This is a genomic window from Polaromonas sp. P1_E11 (genome assembly GCF_056405995.1).
The window spans coordinates 727,878-748,568 of the sequence record NZ_JBFUBA010000001.1; the positions used below are offsets into that span (position 1 = coordinate 727,878).

The following is a 20,691-nucleotide window of genomic DNA, read 5'->3' on the forward strand; positions in this document are numbered from 1 at the left end:
CTTGAGATTGAAGAGCCGGCGTGTGGGCCGGCCCTAGGCGCGCAGGATTTTTTCCATCGCCTTGCCTTTTGCCAGCTCATCAATCAGCTTGTCCAGCCAGCGTATTTTTTGCATCAGCGGGTCTTCGACCTCTTCTACGCGAACACCGCAGACCACACCTTTGATCAGCGACACGTTCGGATGCATGGCTGGGGCCTGGGCGAAGAAAGTTTCGAAATCGTTTTGCAGCTTGATTTGTTTTTTCAGCCCCTTTTGGTCATAACCGGTTAGCCAGCAAATGATCTGGTCGACTTCTTCTTTGGTACGGCCTTTGCGTTCGGCTTTTTGAACCAGCATCGGGTAGACCTTGGCAAACGCCATCGTGAATATCTTGTGCTGGGGCATGATCATTCCTTGCGGGCTGTCTTCAGCGCTAGCGCCACCCTGGGCTGAACCCCGCTATTTGGCCTTTGGCTTGTTCAGCGCCGCGGCTTCGCGTATCAGCGCCTTCAACGCTTTTTCATCAATCTTGTCGCCCTCATGAAAATCAATGGCGCGCCGGGTGTTGCCTTCGAGGCTGGAGTTGAAGAGGCCTGAAGGGTCTTCTAGCTTTGCGCCCTTGGGAAAGGTCAGCTTCACGGCTTTCTTGTAGGTCTCGCCGGTGCAAAGGATGCCGTCTTTAGACCAGACGGGAACGCTCCACTTCCATTCCTCGACCACATTGGGAACTGCCTGTGTGACGACGGCCCGGACGCGGGCGAGCGTCTCCCCGCGCCAGTCATCGAGGCTTTTGATCTTTGCGTCTATCAACTCGGAAGCTGAGCCTGATTCTTTTGCTTCAGCCGGCGCGCTTTTGGTTTTGTTCATGTTGTTGCTCCATTCATCATGTCTGGTGTTCGCTCACATCTTTTCGCCGGGCAACTGGCTGGCTTGCTTCACCCAGTCGGTTAGCAGCGCTTCGTCGAAGGAATCGTCTTCATGGATGTCGAGGTAGCGCGTGTCTTGGCTCTTGGACTCACCAGGAGGAACGGGTCGCAGTGACGTGCCGCGAAAGAATGCCACCTTGACGTACTTCGTGAAGCAATGGACGCTGAGGAACCAGCCCCGGCCTTCGCCCTTCGCGCCGCCTTCCACACCATACAGGGGCGAGTTCCATTTGACGGCCTTGTGCACGCCGGGAACGGTGCGCACGATGAGCGCGTCAAGGCGTTGCCCGATGTCGCGCTTCCACCCCGGCATGGCCGCGATGTAAGCCTGCACGGGTGCATCGCCCTCACCCTTGGGAATCTGCGGGTTGCCGCCTGCGAGCAGGGCCGGCTTGCCTGCCTTTGCCGGCACCCTGCTCGCATCGGGCTTCTTTTTGGCCATTGCATTCATCTCAATGCCTTGCGTCGAAGACCTGGGCAGTCAACCTGCCCGCGCCAGAACCTGTTCGAGCTTGGCAAAGAACTGCGGCCAGCCGTGCTTGGCGCCCTGGTAGGCCTGCTCCTGGTCCAGCCGGAAGCCCGACTGTTCCATGCGCAGGTGTGTGCCCGTGCTTGTGGGGGTGAGCGTCCAGGTAACAACGCTTTTAAGGCCATAGGCGGCCCAGGTGTAAGACAGCGTTTTGTCGGGCTCAATGGCCAGCACCTGGCATTCAACAGCGCCCCAGTCTGCGCGCAGGCTGAAACGCTGGTCCATGACGGGCTTGAAGTCGTTCTTCATGAGCCACTCTTCGATCAGGTGCGGCTGCGTGAGGGCGCGCCAGATTTTTTCGGGCGGGTAAGGAATCTCGCGCTCGACGACGACGGCGCGTGTTTCAGTGGAAGCTGCGGTGGTGTTAAGGGTTGCAGTGTTGCTCATTGGTCCATCCTTTTCAAAAGTGATTCGAGGTGATCGATGCGGTCGTTCCAGAAGGCGCCATAAAAGCTCACCCAGTCGCGCAGGACCGAGAGCGCCAGCGGCTGGGCGCTGTAATGCGTCTCGCGGCCCTCACGCCTGTCGTCCACCAGCTTTGCCTGTTTCAGGATGCGCAGGTGCTTGGACACCGCCGGCTGCGACACGCCCGCGCGGTCCGTCAGGGCACGCACGGTTTGCGCCCCGTCCTGGGCCAGGCGCTCAAAAATCGCCCGGCGTGTCGGGTCGGCCAGGGCTTTGAAAACTTCGTTGGCTACCTCGTTGGAAACTGTTTGCATGCCCAAATCATAACCATATGGTTATTTGTTTGTCAACCCACCCTGCCTCCAGAAAGTGAAGGCCCCGGGGATTCAACCCTTTCAACATGAGCGTGACCTGGGCGTGACAACCCGTTGCCATCATGGAAGGCATTTCATGAACGCCGCCATTCAACAATGCCGCCTTTCTCTGACAGACAAACGCTTGCGATGCGTGCCAAATGGGTTTCAAGCGCCGCCGTCCGGGGGCGCATAACGACCCCTGCCAGGAGATAGCCATGCCCCAGTTCGCCATGATTACCGGTGACGTGACTTACACACCGGGTGACGGTACGCCCATCGAGATCCCGCGTGTGCGCGTGGAAGTCGCGCTGGAACCGGACAGCGCCACGCTCAGCTGGGACGCCGGCGACGGTGTTGCCGCCGTCACGGCGATTCCGCGTATCCAGTTTGACGACTACGTGAGCAAAGGAAAAATCACGCTCACGCAGTAAGCGCCGCGGCGCCGCAATAATCGACTCCATGCCTGTCAGCTCCTCACGCTCCACTTTCCTGCCTTTCTTGCCATCCCTGCAGCCCTCCCCGCCTACCCGCCGCTCAGTGCTGCTGGCGGGCGCCAGCATGCTGGCCTTGCCTGCTTCATGCCTTGCCGCCGCACCCGCAACCACGGGCGCCTGGCCCACCGCGTCGCAGGTTCCCGGCGGTATTGCCCGGCTGCCGCTGGGCCCGGCGGCGGTGCGGCCCGCGGCGCAAGCCGGTGGCGTGCCCTTGCTGGTGCTCGGTGACCCTGCGGGGTGGACCGCGCTGGTGGGCATTGCGCTGTCTGCAGAGCCCGGCGTGGCAACCATCACGGTGCTGGCCCCTGACGGCAGCCAGCAGCAGCTTGCCTACACGGTGGCGCCCAAGCACTACCTTGCGCAACGCCTGAAAGTAGCGCCCGGCACGGTGGATTTGTCGCCCGAAGACCAGGCGCGCTACGAGCGCGAGCGGGCACACCAGGAAGTGGTGATGTCCACCTTCAGCGAGCCCTTGCCGCAAGCGCCGCTGCGCATGCAGGTGCCGGTGCCGGGGCGCCGCTCCAGCTCGTTCGGTCTGCGGCGCGTCTTCAACGGGCAGTCGCGCAACCCGCACAGCGGCATGGACATCGCCGCCGCCACAGGCACGCCGGTGGTGGCGCCGCTGCCCGGCCGCGTCATTGACACGGGCGACTATTTCTTCAACGGCAACACGGTGTGGCTGGACCACGGCGGCGGCCTGCTGAGCATGATGTGCCACCTGAGCGCGATTGGCGTAGCCGTTGGCGATGTAATGAAAACCGGCGAGCGCCTGGGCGCTGTGGGCGCCACAGGCCGCGTCACGGGGCCGCACCTGCATTGGGGCGTGATGCTGAACCGCGCGATGGTGGACCCGGCGCTGTTTCTGGGTGCCCGGGCAGGTGGCGAGTAACTGTGAACAGTGGCGAGTAGCGGCAGGCTAATTAATGGAAAAAGTGCCAAAAACCCAATAAGGACGGGCGCAAGCAGCTATTAAAAACGTAGCGCCTCTACGCCAAAACCGGCTGTAACCGAATCTGGACCGACCCCTCTAGCCCGGTAGGTCGCACTCACTAGGGAAAACATTGATGATGAATCATTGTTCAACCCCTTTGAAGGAAACACCATGACCGCCAAAAACCTGTCTACCGTTGCAACTGACCTCATCGAGTCTTCGGGCAACACCGCCCGCCACGTGATCAACGCCTACCGCGCCGGCGGCGAGCGCGCAGTCATCCTGCTGGAGCAACGCTGGAACCGCGCCCTGAAACAGTCGCGCACCGAGCTGACGGCCGAAACGGCCAAAAACGCCACGGCAGCACAACTGGCCTTCAGCGTGTACTACACCAAGGGCCTGATGCTGACGACCAACGGCGCACAGCAAGTGGTGAGCCAGCTGGTCAAGGTTCTGGAGAGCGGCGTGGAACGTGCTGCCGCCAATGCCAGCCTGTTTGAAGAAAAAACCGGCGTGACCACCCTGAACACGCTGGCCCAGGCCACCGCACCGGGCGCCCTGGCACTGAGCAAACTCGCTGCGCAGATCGAACAAAAAACCGCCCGGCTCGCCAGCAAAATTGCCGGCGACCAGGCCAGCACCACCAAGCGCAAAACGGCTTTCAGCCAGCGCCGCACCGCCAAGGCTGCCTGAGCATTTCTAAATAAAATTGGGCCATAGCCCTTTACCGACGGGCGCAAGCAGCTATCAAATCAGTAGCGTACTGAAGTAGCGCATTTGATCCCAAAGAAAAAGCCGCCCTTGCAGGCGGCTTTTTCATGCGCGGAATTCTCAGGCTACTGGCTACTGGCCCAGATAGATCTGGAAAATAATGCCGGTGTTGTTGGCCACCAGCACATAGTCGCCGCCGGTTTGCACCCAGTGATAGCCGGGAGGCGGCGCGCTCAGCCGGTGGCCGCGCCAGTCGTCTACCCAATAGCCCCGGTCGCGGTATTGCGCCGGCAGGCGGCCGCCGCGGTAGAAGTTGTGATCGGGGCCCGCACCACGCCCGCCGGCCTGGGAATGCGGCGGCGGGCCGGCATGGTGGTGTTTGGCTTTTTTGTGGCCATGGCCGCGGCCGTGGTCGTCATCCTTCCCCTTGGCCATTGCCAGCCCGCTGAAAGCGAGGGACGCTACCGCCAGGGCGGTCATCAAGGTTCTGGTTTTCATGTGGATCCTTCTCTTTGTAGTGAAACTTGATTGTTCGCCCGCAAGAGGCCGGCACGCGTAGGAAAAGCGCCTGTTCACCGCGCTTTACCCGGCGTTTGCACGGATTTAACGCTGCCACCCGGCCAGGCGACCTCCGCCGGGGTAGAGCCGCCACCACCGCCGCGCTTGAAATGCCGGCCACGGCCCCCAGCTGCGCCTGATGACCGACCCTCTCCACATCGTCTGCCCGCACTGCCACACCACCAACCGCGTGCGCACCGACCAGCTGGGCAGCGAGCCAACTTGCGGCAGCTGCAAGAAGGCGCTGTTTACCGCGCATTCCACCGCGCTGGACGAAGCCGCGTTCGACAAACACATCACCCGCAACCAGATTCCGGTGCTGGTGGACTTCTGGGCGCCGTGGTGCGGGCCGTGCCGGCAAATGGCGCCGGCCTACGAGCAGGCGGCAGCACAGCTGGAGCCGCAGGTGCGCGTAGCCAAAGTCGACACCGAAGCGGTGCCCAACCTGGGTGCACGCTTCAACATCCGCAGCATTCCCACGCTGGCATTGTTCAAGGGCGGCCGTGAAGTAGCGCGCCAGGCCGGCGCCATGGGTGCGGCCGACATCGTGCGCTGGGTGCAGGGTAATTTGCGCTGAGAGCATCAGCCGGCGCTATGCTTTTCATAGCTGCTTGCGCACGAATGTATTAGCCTGCGGACACTTTTCCCAATAATTTTTGGGCGCCCGCGCCGGAGGCCGTTCACTGCGCTCAATCAGTCGAGCGCGGCGTCCGCCACCAGGTAGCGCCTCACCAGGTCAAAAAAGCGGTCGTAAAAATCATCGGCCGTGATGGTTTCACTGCCCACCTTGACCATGGACTCATTGCTCGACGAGAACGGCAGCGAGACCGAACCAATGGCGCCCACACCCAGGCTGGCGGAGTTGTTGGTCTTTTTCATGGCGTAGCTGTCCTGCAGGGCCGTGACAAAACCAAGGCTCACTTTTCCATCGGGCGTGTCGGGAGCGCACACCACGCGAACCACCATTTGCAGGTGCGCCTCGGGTTCGGGCTGGAAGGCTTTTTGCCCTTCCACCAATTCGGCGCTGGCCATGTTGATGATGTAGCCCTGGCTCAGCAACGCACGCCGCGAGGCCTCGCAGGTCCGTGCCGGGGTGGCGTCAAAGAGGCGCGAATACGTCTGGGTGGAGGCAAACTTTTCCTGCAGCGGAAACGCTTTGGCGCCGGTGACGCAGCCTGTCATTAGGGGCGACAGGCCGCATGCTGCCAGCAGCACGGCGGGGAGTCGGCAGGATTTCCAGAGTTGCATCAAAAGGGAATTTTCCACAGGGGTGTCCACAGGGGTAAGAGGTGTCTCATACACAAGCTGTCACCATACCTCCAATACCTCCGCGAGATGCGCCAGCTTACGCATCGGGTGCGTCGCAGTTGTAGCAAATCGTTCGCGAGGCCGGCGGAGTACCGCCAAACAGGCCCGCTATTTACTGTCCTGGCCTGCCGACCAGAAGATGCCGCTCCATTCCAGGGGGTTCAGGCTGCGTTCACGGTGAAAATTGATGTACGCGCCGCCCGGCAAATCCCACTGCACCAGGGGACCTTCAAGAATCGCAAAGGTGGTTGATTTGTGGGCTACACCGTACTGTCTGACCAGTTTGTCGCGCCACGCACCATGGCGCCACCAGGGCACACGCACCATGGTGTGCGTGAGTTTTCCCTTTGCAAAGAAAAGCAGCACGCTCATGGCCGGCAAACCATCGACATGTGTCACGGTGGAATAGCACACGCGGTCGCCCAGGCGCGGTGCAGACGAGTCGTCATAGCAGCGCAAAAATACATTGGGAAAAAGCTTGCGCGCGGCTTTTTCATCGGTGGCACTCGTGAGCTTGTCATATTGCATCTCGACAGCTATGTAGTCCTCACGAAAGTAATCGCGGTAGTCCTTCCACCTCTCGCGGTTGAAGAAGCAAAGAACGGCGATGGCCGCCAGCAGCACGACCAGGACCGCGACGACCCATATCCTCAAATTTCTGTTCATTGTTGATACATCCCTGAATACCGCCCCATGGCAGCTCGGGCCATTCTAGTGAGGGTACTGGAGTCTTTTTCGGGTTGTCCCCGCTGGCCGGCAAAAAATAGCGATTGGCGTGGAAGGCAGCGGCACACGCACACGGAAGGTGGCACTGGAGCTTATGCAAACCTGCAGCGTCACCCCTGCAATCCGCAGGCAAAAAAAAGCGCCGGCGCTTCAATGAGCACCGGCGCGCCTTGCTTGCGCATGGCAGCTGTCCAGGCACCGCGTGGCGGCGCCCGGAACAGCGCTTTACTTAACCACTTAACCGCGGCGGCGGTTGTTCATCATGCGTTCCACGTCGTCGCGCAGCGATGTCAGCTCGTTGCGCAACTGGCGGCGCTCCTGCGCGGTCACTACGCCGTCAGACTTGAATTGGGCCTCGTGGCGCTCAATGCGGCGTTCACGCTGGTGCAACTTGGCAGCTTCGCGCTGCGTGATGTGACCCGTGCGCACGCCCTCGTCAATGCGCTGGCTGATCTGGAACTCACGGTTGTCGATGCCGGGGGTGTTGCCGGCGTTGCCAGGCCGGCCTGCCACCACATCGCGGTTGTTCATCATGCGTTCCACTTCGGCGCTGAGGCCGTCAAGGTCGGCGCGCAATTGCTGGCGCTCTTGCTGCGTGGCAACACCGTTGGATTTGAAGCGCGCCTCGCGAGCCGCGATTTCCTGGTCACGGCGGTACAGCACCTGCGCTTCGGACGGCGTGATGTGGCCGGACGCGAGACCCTGCTGAATGCGCGCGCTGATGGCTTGCTGCGCCTGGTCAATACCGGGTGTGTTGGTGCCCTGCGCCATGGCAGGTGCAAACCCCAGCCCGGCGAACAGGGCTGAGGCCAACAACGAGACAGTTAAGAATTTCGATTTCATGAGGTTCTCCTTGGAATGCTTGTGCGTTTGATTGCCAGCAGCCCGGTGGGCAACTTGCGGTGGCGGCGATAAATCTCCGTCTCGGCAAGCGGCCGTGGGGGCTGCTCCTGAATCGCTGCTTTCAAAGGCCTTTGCGCTTCAGTGAAACCATTGTTGGCCCGCTCTTGTGAATGCCGTGTAAGGCAAACGGAGCTTTACCCCGTCATTACGCAGTGATTACCCTTGCATTACCTGGCGCTTGCAGTGGTGTCCAGATGCGCTTTGGCATGGTTAGACTGTGCGCATGCTGATCATCCCTTCGCTGAGCCGCAAGCAGCTGCATCCGGAAGACAAGGCGCCGGCCGCGCACCGGCACCACCCGACAACCTGAAATAAACCGGCACGACGCATGGACTCACATCACCATCCCTTTCGCCGCCAACTCCTGCTGGGTGCTGCCGGCTCTGCGCTGCTGCTGGCTACGGCTTGCTCCAGAAAGGACGGCCCCAAAGGCAAGCCCCTGCCCAAGGAGGCCACCCTGCTGTGCCTGGGCGATTCGCTGACCTTTGGCTACGGCGCCCCGGCGGGCAGCAGCTACCCGCAACAGCTGGAACTCCTGACCGGCTACGTGACGCAGAACGCGGGCATCAACGGCGACACAGCGGCCGGTGCGCTGGCACGGTTGCCGGCGTTGTTGCAGGAAAACAAGCCGGGCCTGGTGCTCGTGTGCATTGGCGGCAATGACTTTCTGCGCAACATGCCGCTGGACAGCACGCGCGCCGCCATCAGGTCGATTGTGCAAACCGCCGCCGCCAGCACGCAGGTGGTGCTGATCGCGCAACCCAGGCCCGTGCTGCTTTCTGCCGCGATGGGCTCACTGAAAGACCATGAGGTGTATGCCGAGGTGGCCGCGGAAACAGCCACCCCGCTTTTTTCAGATGCCTGGTCTTATGTGCTGTCACGCAGCGAATTGCGTTCTGACCAGATCCACGCGAATGCGGAAGGCTACAAGGTCTTTGCCGGGCGTTTGGCCGACTGGCTGCGCGACAGGAAATTTGTCGCCTGACGGATTTGTCAGCCGGTGCGTTCCCGCCTGGCTGCCGCTTCAAGAAACGCCGCGTGGCGCGCCGGAATCTGAGTGAGCGCATAGGCAGCCGCCTGTTCGCGGATGCTGTTGCGGTCACCGCTGAACCTGCGGGTTTCGGTGAACACCACATCCTCACGTTCATCACGCCCCGCAAACATCCAGGCAAAGCACTGCGTGCCGGCAGGAATCTTCGGGTCGGTGCCGTCGGTCACGCCGGTGTTGGCGATGGCCATGGAGGCCTCGCTCTTTTGCATCGCGCCGCGCACCATCTCGGCAGCCACCTCTTCGCTGGTAAGGTTGCAGCGCTCGATGGTTTCTGCCTTCACCCCAAGGCAACGCTGTTTGGCCCGGGGTGAATACACCACGTAAGCCGACTCCAGCAGGGAACCTGCACCGGGCACATCCGCGAGGTGCGCGGCGATCAGGCCTGCGGTGCAGGACTCGGCGGTGGCCAGCACCAGCGAGTGGTTTTTCATGTAAGCCGCAACAGCCCTGAGCTGGTTGCTGCCAGCTTCGCGGGAGGACTGAAGGGAAGGCGGACTTGTACTCTCAGGGGTCATGGCGTGCGGCCCAGGCGGCACCTGAACCTTTGGCGGACATATCCTGACTATGCGTTGCCGGCGCCCGCGCGGCCAGAGCCTGTTGCTGACGGCCTTGTAGGAATGATGTGCGCCCCGGCGCAGGACCCTGCCCGTTTCCGGCCCCACCATCACCCTACACAAACGGGGATTCGCGAAGTGATGCTATTGATTTCATAGCTGCTTGCGGACGGCCTGACTGGTCCGCAGCCTCGCAGGGAACACAGATTCGCGTCAGATATGTACGGCAGACCACATGCCCGTGCCGGTGCAGGGCAGGCTTCAGGCATCGCCCAGCCCGATAGGCGCCGGCGCCTCCATCACGATGCGTGTGAAGAGGCGGTCATACACCGGGTCGGCCGCGTGCTTGCCGGCAAGCGGGTCGCGGTTTTGCTGGAAGGCGGCGTCCAGCTCTTTCCAGTCGGCCTCGGTGAGCACTTTTTCAGCCTGCGGCAGGATGACTGTTTCTTCCAGCCGCATGTGCTCGAGGTAAAACTCGACGTAGCGTTTGCACTGCGCCTCAAACTCGGGCTTTCGCTGCTCGCCCAGCAGTTCCCAGGCCAGCAGCAGGTGCTGCAGTTCACGCACGGCCTTCTCGCCGCTCATGTGGTCGCGCTCCAGCTGCTGCACCGTGGCCATGACCGATGGCGCAGAGCGCACCACGCGGGGAAACAGCAGGTCCGACTCCTTCGGATGATGCAGGCGCTCGGGGAACTCGTCGATATAAAACAGCATGGCCCGAAAGACATCGAAGAACTGCTGCGCGCGGTCGCCCGGGCCGCGCGCCAGCATCAATAGCATGGAGCGCAGCATGGCGGAAAGGGAGGCGTGCTCATCGAGGATGATCTGCACGCTGGCATGTTTGTGAATGGCGGTCTCCGGCGGGTTATCGGCAGGTTGTCGGCAGTTGTCGGTACTGCGCCAAGAATGCCTGCAAGCACCACGGCCGGACTTGACGAAGATCAAACGTGACGCATCTGCCTTTTTGGAGACGGGCCAATGCCCGGCCAGCCCCTGCGGATATCAGGATTGGTCGGACCCGGACCTGTCGGATTTATCCGGCCGGGGAATCTTCTTGAACTTGATCAACCGGTTGGTTTCGATCTTGTCTTTTTTCACCTGGCGCTCGGCGTCGAGCAGCCGGCCGGCGGCTGCCCATTCGGCAAACTCGTCGGGCGTTTCCAGTGTCACGCGGCCCAGCGTTCCCGCCCGGAATTCATAGATCACGATCTCGGCGGCCTTTTGCAGGTTGACCCGGCCCTTGGAGAGCACTGCGCCGCGCTTGCGGCCGATTTCTTCGAGCAGTTGCTCGTCGGTGATGCCGGGCGTCACCTCGACCTTGTAGCGCGCCTCCAGCAAGGCCGGGTAGTGCTTGATCAGGTAGTCGAGCAACTCGAGCGCGACCTCTTCCTCATTGAAGGCGTTGCGGCCAATGGCGCCGCTGGCGGCCAGGTTGTAGCCGCTTTTGGCCACGATGATGCGCGGCCACAGCATGCCGGGCGTGTCCCATAAATAAAACCCGTCGGCCAGCACCAGGCGCTGCTCGACCTTGGTGATGCCGGCTTCGTCGCCGGTTTTGGTGGCGCGCTTGCCGGTGAGGGTGTTGATGAGGGTGGACTTGCCGACGTTGGGAATGCCGCAGATCAGCACCCGCATGGGCTTGACCATGGTGCCGCGTGTCGGCGCCAGCGCATGGCAGGCGTCAATGAGGCGGCGGGCGGGCGTGGTTTCGCTGGCGTCCAGCTCAATCGCGCGGGTCGCGGGCAGGCTGTTGTAGTGATCCAGCCAGAGCGGCGTGCGGGTGGCGTCGGCCAGGTCGCGCTTGTTGAGCACCTTGAGCGCGGGCTTGGCGCCGGTGAGCTCCGCCAGCATGGGGTTGGCGCTGGAGCCGGGCAGGCGCGCATCAAGCAGCTCAATGACGACATCAATTTCCTTGATGCGCTCACTGATGGCTTTTTTGGTCAGGTGCATGTGACCGGGAAACCACTGGATGGCCATCGGGATCTTTTCTTTCTGGGGTTCGGGTGTACGGGGGATGGGGCTAAGACCCCTGCGATACCTCAATTGTCGCCGCATACCGCAAAATACCCTCCTGGCGAACAAGGCACCACCAGCAGGGGCCGCGGAACCGGCTCTGCCGGGCCGCAGGCGCCGCCCCCTGCAAGGGGGGAACAGGCTACACGCAGTGAGCCTGGACGGGGGTGTACTTGTTAATAAATGATTAATCGAGGCCAGGCAGGATCAGTGCCTGGCCGCCTACGGCCCTGCCCCACCCCCAACGACCCAAAAGAGACTGAACCGTGCACCTGCTGCTGGTAGAAGACGACACCATGCTGGCCGAAGCGGTATGCGATGCGGCGCGCCAGATTGCCTGGACGGTCGACCACGTCGGCGATGCGCTGGCCGCCAAGCTGGCGCTGGTGGACCATGTCTACGAAGCCGTGCTGCTGGACCTCGGCCTGCCCGGCGATTCGGGCCTGGCCGTGCTGCGCGCCCTGCGCGGCCGCTACGACGTCACGCCGGTGCTGATTCTCACGGCGCGCGGGCAGCTGAGCGAACGCATCCTGGGGCTGGACGCCGGCGCGGACGACTACCTTGTCAAACCCTTCCAGCTCGATGAACTGTGGGCCCGCGTGCGCGCCGTGATACGCCGCAGCCAGGGCAAGGTGGTACCGGTGCACACCTATGGTGACATCAGCCTGGACCGCAGCAAGCGCGCTGTGACGCGCAGCGGCGTGCGGGTGGCCCTGAGCGCGCATGAATACCGCACGCTGCTGGCCCTGCTGGAGCGGCCGGGCCACGTGGTCACGCGCGATCACCTGGAAGACGTGGTCTACGGCAACACCTCGGCGATTGAGAGCAACACGATTGCGGTGTTCATCCACCAGCTGCGCCGAAAGCTCGGCGAGCACCTGATCACCACCGTGCACGGCCAGGGTTACATGATCGGCGAGGCCCAGCCTTGAAGTGCGTGTTCGTCAGGTCGCTCAAGGGCCGCGTGCTGGCGGTTCTGGGCGCGACCATCACGCTGTGCTGGGCCGGCGCGCTCAGCGTGCTGCTGGCCTACACCTTGCGCGGCCAGAGCGACCGCTGGGACAGCAAGCTGCAGGCCATAGGCACCAAGATCCTGACAGCCATCCCCAGCGGCGCGAAGCTCAAACCCTCCTTCAGCCACGGCCTGCAATTGCGTAACGAGAACATGCCGCGCGACGTCGACCTGACCTTCCAGGTCTGGACGAACCGCAAGGAGCTGATCGTGCGGGCACCGGATTCTCCGCGCGTCCCATTGCTGCCGTCCTTCAAGGACGGCTTTACCAGCGCCACCGTCAACGGCGAGCGCTGGCGCATCTTCTCGGTGTCCGACAGCACCGGTGAGGTCAGCGTGCAGGTGGCCGTGCGGCACAGCGTGATCGACGAGGAAATACGGCACAAAATCTTTGCGTTGCTGGGCTTGACGACGATGCTGCTGACCGTGGCGGGCCTGCTCATGTGGTTCGCGGTGAACAAGTCGCTGCGCCCCTTGACGGCGCTGGAGGCCGCCGTGCGCAGCCGCCGCAAGTTTGACCTCACGCCGCTGCCGGTAGCCCAACTGCCCAACGAGATCCGGCCGCTGGTCGAGTCCTTCAACCACCTGCTGGACCAGCTGGACCAGGCGATGCAAGGCGAGCGGCGTTTTATCGGCGATGCGGCCCATGAACTGCGCACGCCGCTGTCGGCCTTGCAGGCGCAGGCCCAGGTCGCCTTGCGCGCGGCCACGGTGGTCGACAAGGACGCCGCCCTCGTCAAGCTGCTGGCGGTAGCCGAACGCAGCACGCGCCTTTCTGACCAGCTGCTGGACCTGGCGCGCATGGACGCGGGCGTGCACGCGCCGCAAAAAAGCCTGGCCGATTTGAGCGAGCTCATCATGCACGTGAGCCAGGAGTTCGACATGCAGGCGCAGCAGCAGCGCCGCAGCATCATCCTGGCGCTCACGCCCTGCCCCATTGAATGCGACGTCGACGAGATCGGCATCCTGCTGCGCAACCTGCTGGACAACGCGCTGCGCTACACACCCGAAGGCGGGCGCGTGAAGATCAGCTGCGGTTACGGGCTGGCACGCGAAGAAAAAAGCGGGCAGGACCATGTCTGCCTGGAAGTGGCCGACAACGGCCCCGGCGTGCCCGAGGCCGAGCATGAAGCCATCTTTCGCCGCTTTCACCGCGTTGCAGGCAACAGCGGACGCGGCAGCGGTATCGGGCTGTCGCTGGTGGCCGGCATTGCACAGCTGCATGAGGCTGCCATCAAGACCGGGCCCGGGCTGGACGGCAAGGGCTTCAGCGTGCGCATTCTCTTTCCGGTGCCCGAAGAAGCGGGCGCAAGAACCGCTCCAGCTGCTTCAGCGGCCTCAGTGAGGCAGGACGCTGCGCCTGCGCAGCCAACTTAAACCTCGTATCCAGCTGCGCCAGATGATCTTCCTGGCCAGATAGGCCAGATCGCTTGATCCGGTTTGCATGTTTCATGGCTCCTTCAGGTGACGGACCGACGGGAACTGAAGTGCAGGGCCGCGGCCCGGTGTGGGCTCTGCAGACTTCGCTGTGCCCTAGAAACGGTAGAGATAGCCGACGCGCACCCCGGACTGGCTAGAACGATCCACCAGCGGGCTGTCCTTGATGCTGGAGCCCAGGTTGGTGGTGCTCAGGTCCAGGAAGACGCTTTGACGCGGCGCGAGTGCATAACCCACACGCAGCCCGGCTTCCAGGTTGACGGCCGAACCGCCCTGGTAGAAAGACCGGCCGGCGCGCACCTCGGCGGCGTTCACACCGTAGTAGTAGGACACGTATTTGTCGTCGAGCCGGGTCGCGGACAGCCGCGGCGTGATGTCGAAGCTGCCCGCCTGGAAGCGGCGGTCCAGGGTCAGCTTGAACTTCGTGCCCTTGCTGTTGCCAGAGGCGTCGCCCAGCAGCTCGGCCGAGAGGTTTGCGATGTCATTGCGCCAGATGGCCGCGCCACCCAGCCAGATGCCGTCCTTGCGTTCATCCATGCCGGCCAGGAAAGGGGAATCGGAAGCCTCGTAGCCTTCCATCGAATAGCGCGCGCGCAATCGGAAGGACACCGGGCCCGCCGAGGGCAATTTGAAGTCTATGCCCGGGCCGAAGACGCTGACCCACTTGTTTTCATAGGTGAGCAACGGCAAGAGCCGGGTCTTGTTGTCAAAGTCGCGGTAGGGCTTGCGCTCCATGCCGACGCCCAGTCCCAGGCCCCAGGAGGACTCACCTTCGGCCTGCACGGGCTTCTGCTGGGCGGCGGCCGGTTGCTGCGCGAGGGCCGCGAGCAGGAACAGCGAAAACAGCGGCAACGAGGCTTGGGCCGCTGCTGTTGTGCCGGGGCGATCGGCCGCTTGCCTCGCGCCAGGTTTGAGGCGGGTCGGTGCGGGTTTGGCAGCGGGTCGCGATGGACGGGATGTCATCTTCAGGTTCTCCAGGTGGTTAAGCTGGAATGGATGATGCCGACGCGAATTTAAGGACTTCTTAGCGAAATTAAGAAATCATTAAGGCCGGCCGGCCTTCGCCGCGGCCTCCCCACACCGTTCCCGGCGTGATGGAGGACAATCGGGGTATGGATATGGCGGCTGCGAGCCAGCCCGCTGCCAGCCACCATGCACGAACACACGCCGGGGCCGCGGCCAGCCGCCCTGCAACCCTTCCCTTCCCCCCTCCCCATCTATCGAGCCCCTCATGCCTCTGCCCGCAGCCCCCGACCAAAAACCCGTGATCCCGGCCCGCCGACTGGCCGCTTCCGCCCTCAAGGCCAACAACGAGCTGATGATCAAAGGCATCCTGTGTGTGCTGATCGGCCTCGGCGTTGTGGTGTCGCCCTACTTCATCACCTCACCGGGCATGCAGGGCATCGTTGCCAAATCGGCCTTGGTGGGCTGGTTTGCCCTGGTGCTGGGCTGCGCCTTCATCGGCCTGTACCTTCGCCGGCGCATGGCAGCCTCCGCCAAACCCTGACACGGCGTCCACACCAGGCCCATGCCCGAAAGCCCTGCTGACCACAGCGCCGCCGTGGCGATCTTCAGCGCCCTGCAGGAGCGCGCCGCCGCTGCGGGCATCAGCTTGCGGTCACCTCCCCCCGAGCCCACCACCTGCTGCGGTCGCGGCTGCAATGGTTGCGTATGGGAAAGCTGGTACGCAGCCGCGGCGTACTGGCGTGAAGACGCCGAAGAAGCGATTTTCAAATGCCAAATCGGGCCCTAGCCCAATAAGATCCTGCACCGGGGGCTACTAAATTGATAGCACCCACTGAGTGCCGATAAGGGGTTGTGGCCGTTCACCAGTGGGGGCCGGGGTCCGGCTTCGCCGGCCCCAAGGCGCCCGTCCCCTGCAAGGGGAGAGAGGGCTACACGAAGTGAGCCCCAACAGGGGTGTGCTCAGATTCGCGGCCGGGCATGCCCAGGCGTTCAGCCGACACGTATTGCTGCCGGTAGACCTCAAACGGCATGGTGTCCGAGGCTTCAATCTTCTTTTGTTCCTGAACGGAGGCCTCGGTCAGTGCGGCGAACTGTGCCAGCTGGTCGGCCGACAGCGGCTGGGCCTGCAGGATGCCTTGCGTCTTTTCAGACTGCGCGCGGGTGAACCGGATGAAGGAGTTGTCGTGCCTGTCGGCCATGGCGGCCAGCACACGGGCCGAAGGCAAGGTGGACGGGTCCAGCAAGGCGGCGCTGGCCAGTGTCAGGGCGTCGCTGTACTGCGTGCCGCCGTGCGCGGCGTCGAGCGCCGCCGCGATAGGCGCGCACTGGGCCACCACCTCCGCACCCCAGGCCGTCAGCGTGATTTCATGGCCGCCGCGCTTGAGTTTCAGGCCGGGCTCGCGCCCGCGCGCCGCCGTCTGGTGCTGGTTGTGCTTGAGCTCGGCGATTTCCTGGGGCGTGTCGTTTGGGCTGTCCGAAAGCAGGCAGTGCAGCAGGAACACATCGAGGAAACGCATGGTCTGCGCATTGATGCCGACGGGCTCGAAAGGGTCCAGGTCCATCAGCCGCACTTCGATGTATTCGACGCCGCGCTCGCGCAGCGCATGCAGCGGCCGTTCGCCGGGGTGAATCACGCGCTTGGGGCGAATGGTGCCGTAGAACTCGTTTTCAATTTGCAGCAGCGTGGTGGCCAGCTGGTTGTAGTCGCCGCCGGGGTTGCGGATGCCCACTGCCTCATAGGCCGGGTACGGCCGGGTCAGCGCGTCCTGCAGCGAAGCGCCGTAGCCGTCCAGGCTGTTGTAGCTCACGGCAAGCGAAGCCTGCGCGTCGCTCTGGTAGCCCAGGCGGCCCATGCGCAGGGAAGTGCCGTGGGGCATGTACATGGTGCTGTCGCTCAGGGTTTGCAGCTCGTGCTGCCGCCCTTCCACAAACGTGGAGCACACCGCGGGGGAAGCGCCAAACAGGTACAGCAGCAAAAATGCCTGGCGGCGGAAGTTGCGGATCAGCGCGAAATATTCCTTGCTGCTCACCCCGGGCAGGGACCAGTTGTAGTGAATGCCCGAAATGGTTTGCATGCGCCGGCCGTAACGGTGCGACAGGCCCATGCGGTAAACGCTCTTGGCGCGCCCGACATTGGACGAACCGAAACGGGCGATGGGAATGGTTTCGTCGGTCGGCAGGCCGCAAGGCATGCTGGACACCCAGAGCATTTCGTCGCCCAGCTCTTTCATGGTGCGGTAAGTGAACTGGTGCAGCTCCGTCAGTTCCTGCAGCGTGGCTTCAGGGCTGGGGTGGGCGCCGGTGACCAGCTCAACCTGCGATTCGCTGAAGTCCGTGGTGATGCCCGGATGCGTGAGGGCCGAGCCCAAGGCCGCGGGATGTGGTGTGAGGGCCAGGCCGCCGCCGGGTTTGGCGCGCAGGCTTTCCTTCTCGATACCGCGGCGCATGCCCTTGAGCCGGGCCGGGGTGAGCGCTTTCAGGCGGTCCTGTAGCGCGCCCGCAGGCGCCTGCAACTTGGTCATATCGTCATTCCCCCAGAATCTTGAATTGGCGTGGAAGTTATCACAGCACGGCGCTTTGCGCTGGCGCATCCGGGCTTGCCAGCACAGCCCGGGTGGGGTCTGGCGCGGGGCCCGTGCAGGCCGGCCGGATTTGGGCCATACACCGCACTTTCCGGGCAGAAATCCACAGTTTGGCGGCCGGGATGTGGAAAGCGAGCGACGCCGGAGCGCCAGGGTGCATAACTCCCTTGACTTGTCAGACAAGCTGGACGACGATAAAAAACATTCCGTAACACGGCTGTTTTACCCTTCAAATTCCGCCAAACTAAACGGTTTTGCGGTCTTTTAGCCTGAGGCAGCGTAGAGCTTGATCAAAAAATGAAAAAACTGCTAGCCAGCCTTTTCGGCGGTTCAACCCCCGTAGCGTCGTCCAAACGCACAGGCGCGTCCAGCCGGGACAACCCGCTCACCATCGAAGACGGCTCGGACAACGCCACGCGCCGCCACCTGGTGCAGGTGCTGCTGCGCGATGCCATGCGCAAATACGGTATCCCCTTGCCCTGGATCGACTGCCAAATGCTGCTGGTGTCCAGCCGCAGCCGCGGCCCTGGCATGTATGTACGCCTCGTTGTGCGGCATTGGGACGACCGCCTGTTGAAGTACGCCTTCGCTTTCCAGAACGCCCTGATGGAAGAAATCACGCGCTTTGAACCCGGGGCGGCCCAATGGCTGCACGGCATTTCCTGGCAACTGGAAGTGGCGCAAACCTGCCCCAACCCGACCATGCCCGACAAGTCGTATTGGGCCGATCCCGTCCGGCCACCTGCTGGCGCACCGGCTCGCCCGCCACGCAGCGCGCCCTTGGCCTCCCTGGCTCCTCTTCCCGCGGCGGCAACAGCCTCCGCAGCGTCCATGCCCGCCGCCCCCGTTGTGGCCGCCAGCCTGCCGGCCCAGCCCGCAGCACCGGTGGCACGGCCGGCCCCGGTCTCCGCAGTTGACGCAGACGCCATGAAAGACCTGGAGCGGCTCTTTCGCATCCGCGACCAGGAACTGGGCCAGCCAAGCGACAGCAACTCCGCCGTCGGTTACGAAGCCACGCGCCCTTCCCCGCTGTAACGCGCCGGCTCCGGCCGGGCCATCAGCAGCGCAGCGGGGCAGCTGCTGGTGTACGCTTGCCTGATGAGCCCTTCCGTCACGCCCCCAAGCCCCGCAACCGCCGCACAAGATTCCTCCCTCCTCATCGACTCGCGTTACGCCGTGATGCGGCTCATGGTCACGCTGGCACTGATGACCGTCGGCGCCTGCGGCATGTATGTGGTGGCCGTGGTGCTGCCCGCGGTGCAGGCTGAATTCAGCGTGACGCGGGCCGATGCCTCCCTGCCCTACACCGCGCTCATGATCGGTTTCGGCGTTGGCGGCGTGCTGATGGGGCGGCTGGCCGACCGCTTCGGCGTCATGGTTCCGTTGCTGATTGGCGCAGTGGGCCTGGGCCTGGGTTTTGCCCTGGCCGCCATGGCCGGCAACATCTGGATGTTCTCGCTGGCCCACGGCCTGCTGATCGGCTTTCTCGGCTCTGCCGCCACCTTTGCCCCGCTGCTGGCCGACACCTCGCTCTGGTTTGTACGGCGCCGCGGTTTTGCCGTGGCGGTGTGCGCCAGCGGCAACTACCTGGGCGGCGCAATCTGGCCACCCATCGTTCAGCATTTTGTCGAGGCTGTGGGCTGGCGCCAGACCTATCTGTGGCTCGGCCTCTTCAGCTTTATCACCATGACGGCGCTGGCCCTGCTGATGCGCAAGCGCCCGCCGGTGGCCGTGGCGTCCGCGGTGGGCAGCAGCGGCCTGGCGGCCACCACCACCAGCAGCATGCCCTTTGGCCTGCCCGTCGGCCGTGCGCAACTGCTGCTTTGCATTGCCAGCGTGGCCTGCTGCGTGGCCATGGCCATGCCGCAGGTGCACATCGTGTCGTACTGCACCGATCTGGGCTATGGCGCGGCGCGCGGCGCTGAAATGCTGTCGCTGATGCTGGCCTGCGGTGTGGTGAGCCGGCTGGTGTCTGGCGCGATCTGCGACCGCATCGGCGGGCTGCGCACGCTGATGCTGGGCTCGGTGCTGCAAGGCATCGCGCTGCTGCTGTTTTTGCCCTTTGACGGGCTGGTGTCGCTTTACGTCATCGCCGCGCTGTTCGGCCTGTTCCAGGGCGGCCTCGTACCGGCTTACGCCATCATCGTGCGCGAATACTTCGAGCCCGCCGAGGCCGGCGCGCGCGTGGGCACGGTGATCATGGCATCCTTGCTGGGCATGGCGCTGGGCGGCTGGATGTCAGGCAAGGTGTTTGACCTCACCGGCTCCTACCACGCTGCATTTCTCAACGGCATTGCGTGGAACCTGCTGAACTTCAGCATTGCGTTTTTCCTGCTGTGGCGCGTGCGGCGGACGGCGCGGGCGGCCACGACGAAAACAGCGGCGGCCTGAACAACGTCCGGCCTTGCCCGGACTGCTATGCTTTTAATAGCTTCTTGCGCCCGTTTTTTAAGGGCTACAGCCATTTTTCCTTAAAATCCCGTCAGGCCAGAACTCGGTGCAGCCACTGCTCCAGGTCGGTGATTTCCTGCGGGCACACCGAGTGCTCCATCATGTACTCGTGCCAATCCACCGTGTAGCCCATGGCGCTGAGCGCATCGCGTGTGGCGGTGGCGCGCGGCAGCACCACCACGCCGTCGCGCGTGCCATGCGCCAGAAAAATGGGCACGTCCTGGTTGGCGGCGCTGCGCTCGGCAGCCGTCTTGTCGGCCAGCGGCAGGTAACCCGACAGGCCCCCAATACCGGCCAGCCGTTCGCCGTGGCGCAGGCCCGTCATGAGCGCCATGGCACAGCCCTGCGAAAAGCCCGCCACCACGATGCGGCTGGCGGGAATGCCGCGCGACTTTTCCCTTGCGATCAATGCCTCGATATCGCCTTGCGACTTGCGCAGCCCGGCCTCGTCCTGCCGGCTCACCAGGTCGGCGCCCAGCAGGTCGTACCAGGCCGGCATCACGTAACCGCCGTTGATGGTGACCGGAATGCTGGGCGCGCTCGGGAACAGGAAACGCACATCTCCCACGCTGGACAAATCCATCTGTTCGGCAATCGGCAGGAAGTCCCGGCCGTCGGCCCCGAGGCCGTGCATGATGAGAACGGTGGCGACGGGCTTGTCGCCGGTCTGGGCTTCAATGACTTCGAGGGGCATGGGTGGCGGGTCCAGGTGGTTGAGGAAGCAGATGACGTTTGAATGCTGCCGCTTGAAGCTGCAAAGCACGCCAGAGGGATTTTAAGACCGGCCTAAGCTGACCCG

The 20,691-nt window shown here is 63.4% G+C and carries 26 protein-coding genes; 11 read left to right on the forward strand and 15 right to left on the reverse strand.

From position 1 onward, the window contains the following. Window positions 1–33: 33 nt before the first annotated feature. Genes AC1D11_RS03625 through AC1D11_RS03645 form a run of 5 tightly spaced genes read right to left on the reverse strand, consistent with a single transcriptional unit; the run spans window position 34 to window position 2,153 of the window. On the reverse strand, window positions 34–384 hold the full coding sequence (locus AC1D11_RS03625) for a DUF2200 domain-containing protein (protein ID WP_477648912.1): 351 nt from the start codon (window positions 382–384) through the stop codon (window positions 34–36). A gap of 54 nt (window positions 385–438) precedes the next feature. Continuing rightward, window positions 439–846, reverse strand: coding sequence for a DUF1801 domain-containing protein (locus tag AC1D11_RS03630; RefSeq protein WP_477648911.1), 408 nt, complete (start codon window positions 844–846; stop codon window positions 439–441). Window positions 847–879: 33 nt separating this feature from the next. Next, window positions 880–1,347, reverse strand: a complete 468-nt coding sequence (locus AC1D11_RS03635; protein ID WP_477648910.1) for a DUF1801 domain-containing protein — start codon at window positions 1,345–1,347, stop codon at window positions 880–882. A 39-nt stretch (window positions 1,348–1,386) separates the two neighbouring features. Continuing rightward, window positions 1,387–1,821 (reverse strand): SRPBCC family protein, encoded by a 435-nt coding sequence (locus AC1D11_RS03640; protein ID WP_477648909.1) that lies wholly within the window; start codon window positions 1,819–1,821, stop codon window positions 1,387–1,389. Continuing rightward, entirely contained in the window at window positions 1,818–2,153 is a 336-nt protein-coding gene (locus AC1D11_RS03645; RefSeq protein WP_477648908.1) for an ArsR/SmtB family transcription factor, read from the reverse strand. Before AC1D11_RS03645 ends, AC1D11_RS03640 begins: the two co-directional genes overlap by 4 nt. A 257-nt stretch (window positions 2,154–2,410) precedes the next feature. Between AC1D11_RS03645 and AC1D11_RS03650 the strand changes: the two genes are divergently transcribed. From AC1D11_RS03650 to AC1D11_RS03660, 3 genes are all read left to right on the forward strand, one after another. Then, window positions 2,411–2,626 (forward strand): hypothetical protein, encoded by a 216-nt coding sequence (locus tag AC1D11_RS03650; RefSeq protein WP_457279148.1) that lies wholly within the window; start codon window positions 2,411–2,413, stop codon window positions 2,624–2,626. Window positions 2,627–2,654: 28 nt separating this feature from the next. Beyond that, entirely contained in the window at window positions 2,655–3,578 is a 924-nt protein-coding gene (locus tag AC1D11_RS03655; protein ID WP_477648907.1) for a peptidoglycan DD-metalloendopeptidase family protein, read from the forward strand. A 213-nt stretch (window positions 3,579–3,791) separates the two neighbouring features. Beyond that, a complete protein-coding gene (locus tag AC1D11_RS03660; RefSeq protein WP_477648906.1) occupies window positions 3,792–4,313 on the forward strand; it encodes a hypothetical protein in 522 nt (173 codons plus the stop codon). 150 nt (window positions 4,314–4,463) lie between these two features. Here the strand turns inward: AC1D11_RS03660 and AC1D11_RS03665 are convergent, their stop codons facing one another. Next, a complete protein-coding gene (locus AC1D11_RS03665; RefSeq protein WP_477648905.1) occupies window positions 4,464–4,829 on the reverse strand; it encodes an RcnB family protein in 366 nt (121 codons plus the stop codon). Between the two features lie 199 nt (window positions 4,830–5,028). Here AC1D11_RS03665 and trxC point away from each other — a divergent pair, with 199 nt between their 5' ends. Continuing rightward, window positions 5,029–5,466, forward strand: a complete 438-nt coding sequence (gene trxC, locus AC1D11_RS03670) for a thioredoxin TrxC (RefSeq protein ID WP_477648904.1) — start codon at window positions 5,029–5,031, stop codon at window positions 5,464–5,466. A 116-nt stretch (window positions 5,467–5,582) separates the two neighbouring features. Here the strand turns inward: trxC and AC1D11_RS03675 are convergent, their stop codons facing one another. From AC1D11_RS03675 to AC1D11_RS03685, 3 genes are all read right to left on the reverse strand, one after another. After that, a complete protein-coding gene (locus tag AC1D11_RS03675) occupies window positions 5,583–6,071 on the reverse strand; it encodes a DUF2242 domain-containing protein (protein ID WP_477648920.1) in 489 nt (162 codons plus the stop codon). A 234-nt stretch (window positions 6,072–6,305) separates the two neighbouring features. Beyond that, window positions 6,306–6,863 (reverse strand): hypothetical protein, encoded by a 558-nt coding sequence (locus tag AC1D11_RS03680; protein WP_477648903.1) that lies wholly within the window; start codon window positions 6,861–6,863, stop codon window positions 6,306–6,308. A gap of 297 nt (window positions 6,864–7,160) precedes the next feature. After that, window positions 7,161–7,766 carry a hypothetical protein gene (locus AC1D11_RS03685; RefSeq protein WP_477648902.1) on the reverse strand — a complete coding sequence of 202 codons (606 nt, stop codon included), beginning with the start codon at window positions 7,764–7,766 and terminating at the stop codon, window positions 7,161–7,163. A gap of 388 nt (window positions 7,767–8,154) precedes the next feature. Between AC1D11_RS03685 and AC1D11_RS03690 the strand changes: the two genes are divergently transcribed. After that, a complete protein-coding gene (locus AC1D11_RS03690) occupies window positions 8,155–8,811 on the forward strand; it encodes a GDSL-type esterase/lipase family protein (RefSeq protein ID WP_477651350.1) in 657 nt (218 codons plus the stop codon). Between the two features lie 8 nt (window positions 8,812–8,819). Here the strand turns inward: AC1D11_RS03690 and AC1D11_RS03695 are convergent, their stop codons facing one another. The 3 genes from AC1D11_RS03695 to ylqF all read right to left on the reverse strand — a co-directional run bounded on the left by AC1D11_RS03695 (window position 8,820) and on the right by ylqF (window position 11,408). Then, window positions 8,820–9,392, reverse strand: coding sequence for a CinA family protein (locus tag AC1D11_RS03695; protein WP_477648900.1), 573 nt, complete (start codon window positions 9,390–9,392; stop codon window positions 8,820–8,822). 300 nt (window positions 9,393–9,692) lie between these two features. Beyond that, a complete protein-coding gene (locus tag AC1D11_RS03700) occupies window positions 9,693–10,262 on the reverse strand; it encodes a hemerythrin domain-containing protein (RefSeq protein ID WP_477648899.1) in 570 nt (189 codons plus the stop codon). A gap of 171 nt (window positions 10,263–10,433) precedes the next feature. Then, the gene (gene ylqF / locus AC1D11_RS03705; RefSeq protein ID WP_477648898.1) at window positions 10,434–11,408 is read right to left on the reverse strand and encodes a ribosome biogenesis GTPase YlqF; all 975 of its coding nucleotides are present in this window, start codon (window positions 11,406–11,408) and stop codon (window positions 10,434–10,436) included. A 302-nt stretch (window positions 11,409–11,710) separates the two neighbouring features. Here ylqF and AC1D11_RS03710 point away from each other — a divergent pair, with 302 nt between their 5' ends. Beyond that, window positions 11,711–12,376: a response regulator transcription factor gene (locus AC1D11_RS03710; RefSeq protein ID WP_477648897.1), complete on the forward strand. Its 666-nt coding sequence runs from the start codon at window positions 11,711–11,713 to the stop codon at window positions 12,374–12,376. 5 nt (window positions 12,377–12,381) lie between these two features. Continuing rightward, window positions 12,382–13,833, forward strand: a complete 1,452-nt coding sequence (locus AC1D11_RS03715; protein ID WP_477648919.1) for an ATP-binding protein — start codon at window positions 12,382–12,384, stop codon at window positions 13,831–13,833. 156 nt (window positions 13,834–13,989) lie between these two features. Here AC1D11_RS03715 and AC1D11_RS03720 read toward each other — a convergent pair whose 3' ends face one another. Beyond that, window positions 13,990–14,856 (reverse strand): MipA/OmpV family protein, encoded by an 867-nt coding sequence (locus AC1D11_RS03720; protein WP_477648896.1) that lies wholly within the window; start codon window positions 14,854–14,856, stop codon window positions 13,990–13,992. Between the two features lie 268 nt (window positions 14,857–15,124). Here AC1D11_RS03720 and AC1D11_RS03725 point away from each other — a divergent pair, with 268 nt between their 5' ends. Further along, window positions 15,125–15,400: a hypothetical protein gene (locus AC1D11_RS03725; protein WP_477648895.1), complete on the forward strand. Its 276-nt coding sequence runs from the start codon at window positions 15,125–15,127 to the stop codon at window positions 15,398–15,400. A 21-nt stretch (window positions 15,401–15,421) separates the two neighbouring features. After that, the gene (locus tag AC1D11_RS03730) at window positions 15,422–15,646 is read left to right on the forward strand and encodes an oxidoreductase-like domain-containing protein (protein WP_477648894.1); all 225 of its coding nucleotides are present in this window, start codon (window positions 15,422–15,424) and stop codon (window positions 15,644–15,646) included. A gap of 142 nt (window positions 15,647–15,788) precedes the next feature. Here the strand turns inward: AC1D11_RS03730 and gshA are convergent, their stop codons facing one another. Then, a complete protein-coding gene (gshA, locus tag AC1D11_RS03735) occupies window positions 15,789–17,381 on the reverse strand; it encodes a glutamate--cysteine ligase (RefSeq protein WP_477648893.1) in 1,593 nt (530 codons plus the stop codon). A 357-nt stretch (window positions 17,382–17,738) separates the two neighbouring features. Here gshA and AC1D11_RS03740 point away from each other — a divergent pair, with 357 nt between their 5' ends. Then, on the forward strand, window positions 17,739–18,476 hold the full coding sequence (locus AC1D11_RS03740; RefSeq protein ID WP_477648892.1) for a hypothetical protein: 738 nt from the start codon (window positions 17,739–17,741) through the stop codon (window positions 18,474–18,476). Between the two features lie 63 nt (window positions 18,477–18,539). Continuing rightward, on the forward strand, window positions 18,540–19,832 hold the full coding sequence (locus AC1D11_RS03745; RefSeq protein ID WP_477648891.1) for an MFS transporter: 1,293 nt from the start codon (window positions 18,540–18,542) through the stop codon (window positions 19,830–19,832). A gap of 91 nt (window positions 19,833–19,923) precedes the next feature. On the opposite strand, the gene AC1D11_RS03750 is transcribed toward AC1D11_RS03745, so the two are convergent. Continuing rightward, window positions 19,924–20,586, reverse strand: a complete 663-nt coding sequence (locus AC1D11_RS03750; RefSeq protein ID WP_477648890.1) for an alpha/beta hydrolase — start codon at window positions 20,584–20,586, stop codon at window positions 19,924–19,926. Window positions 20,587–20,691: the final 105 nt, after the last annotated feature.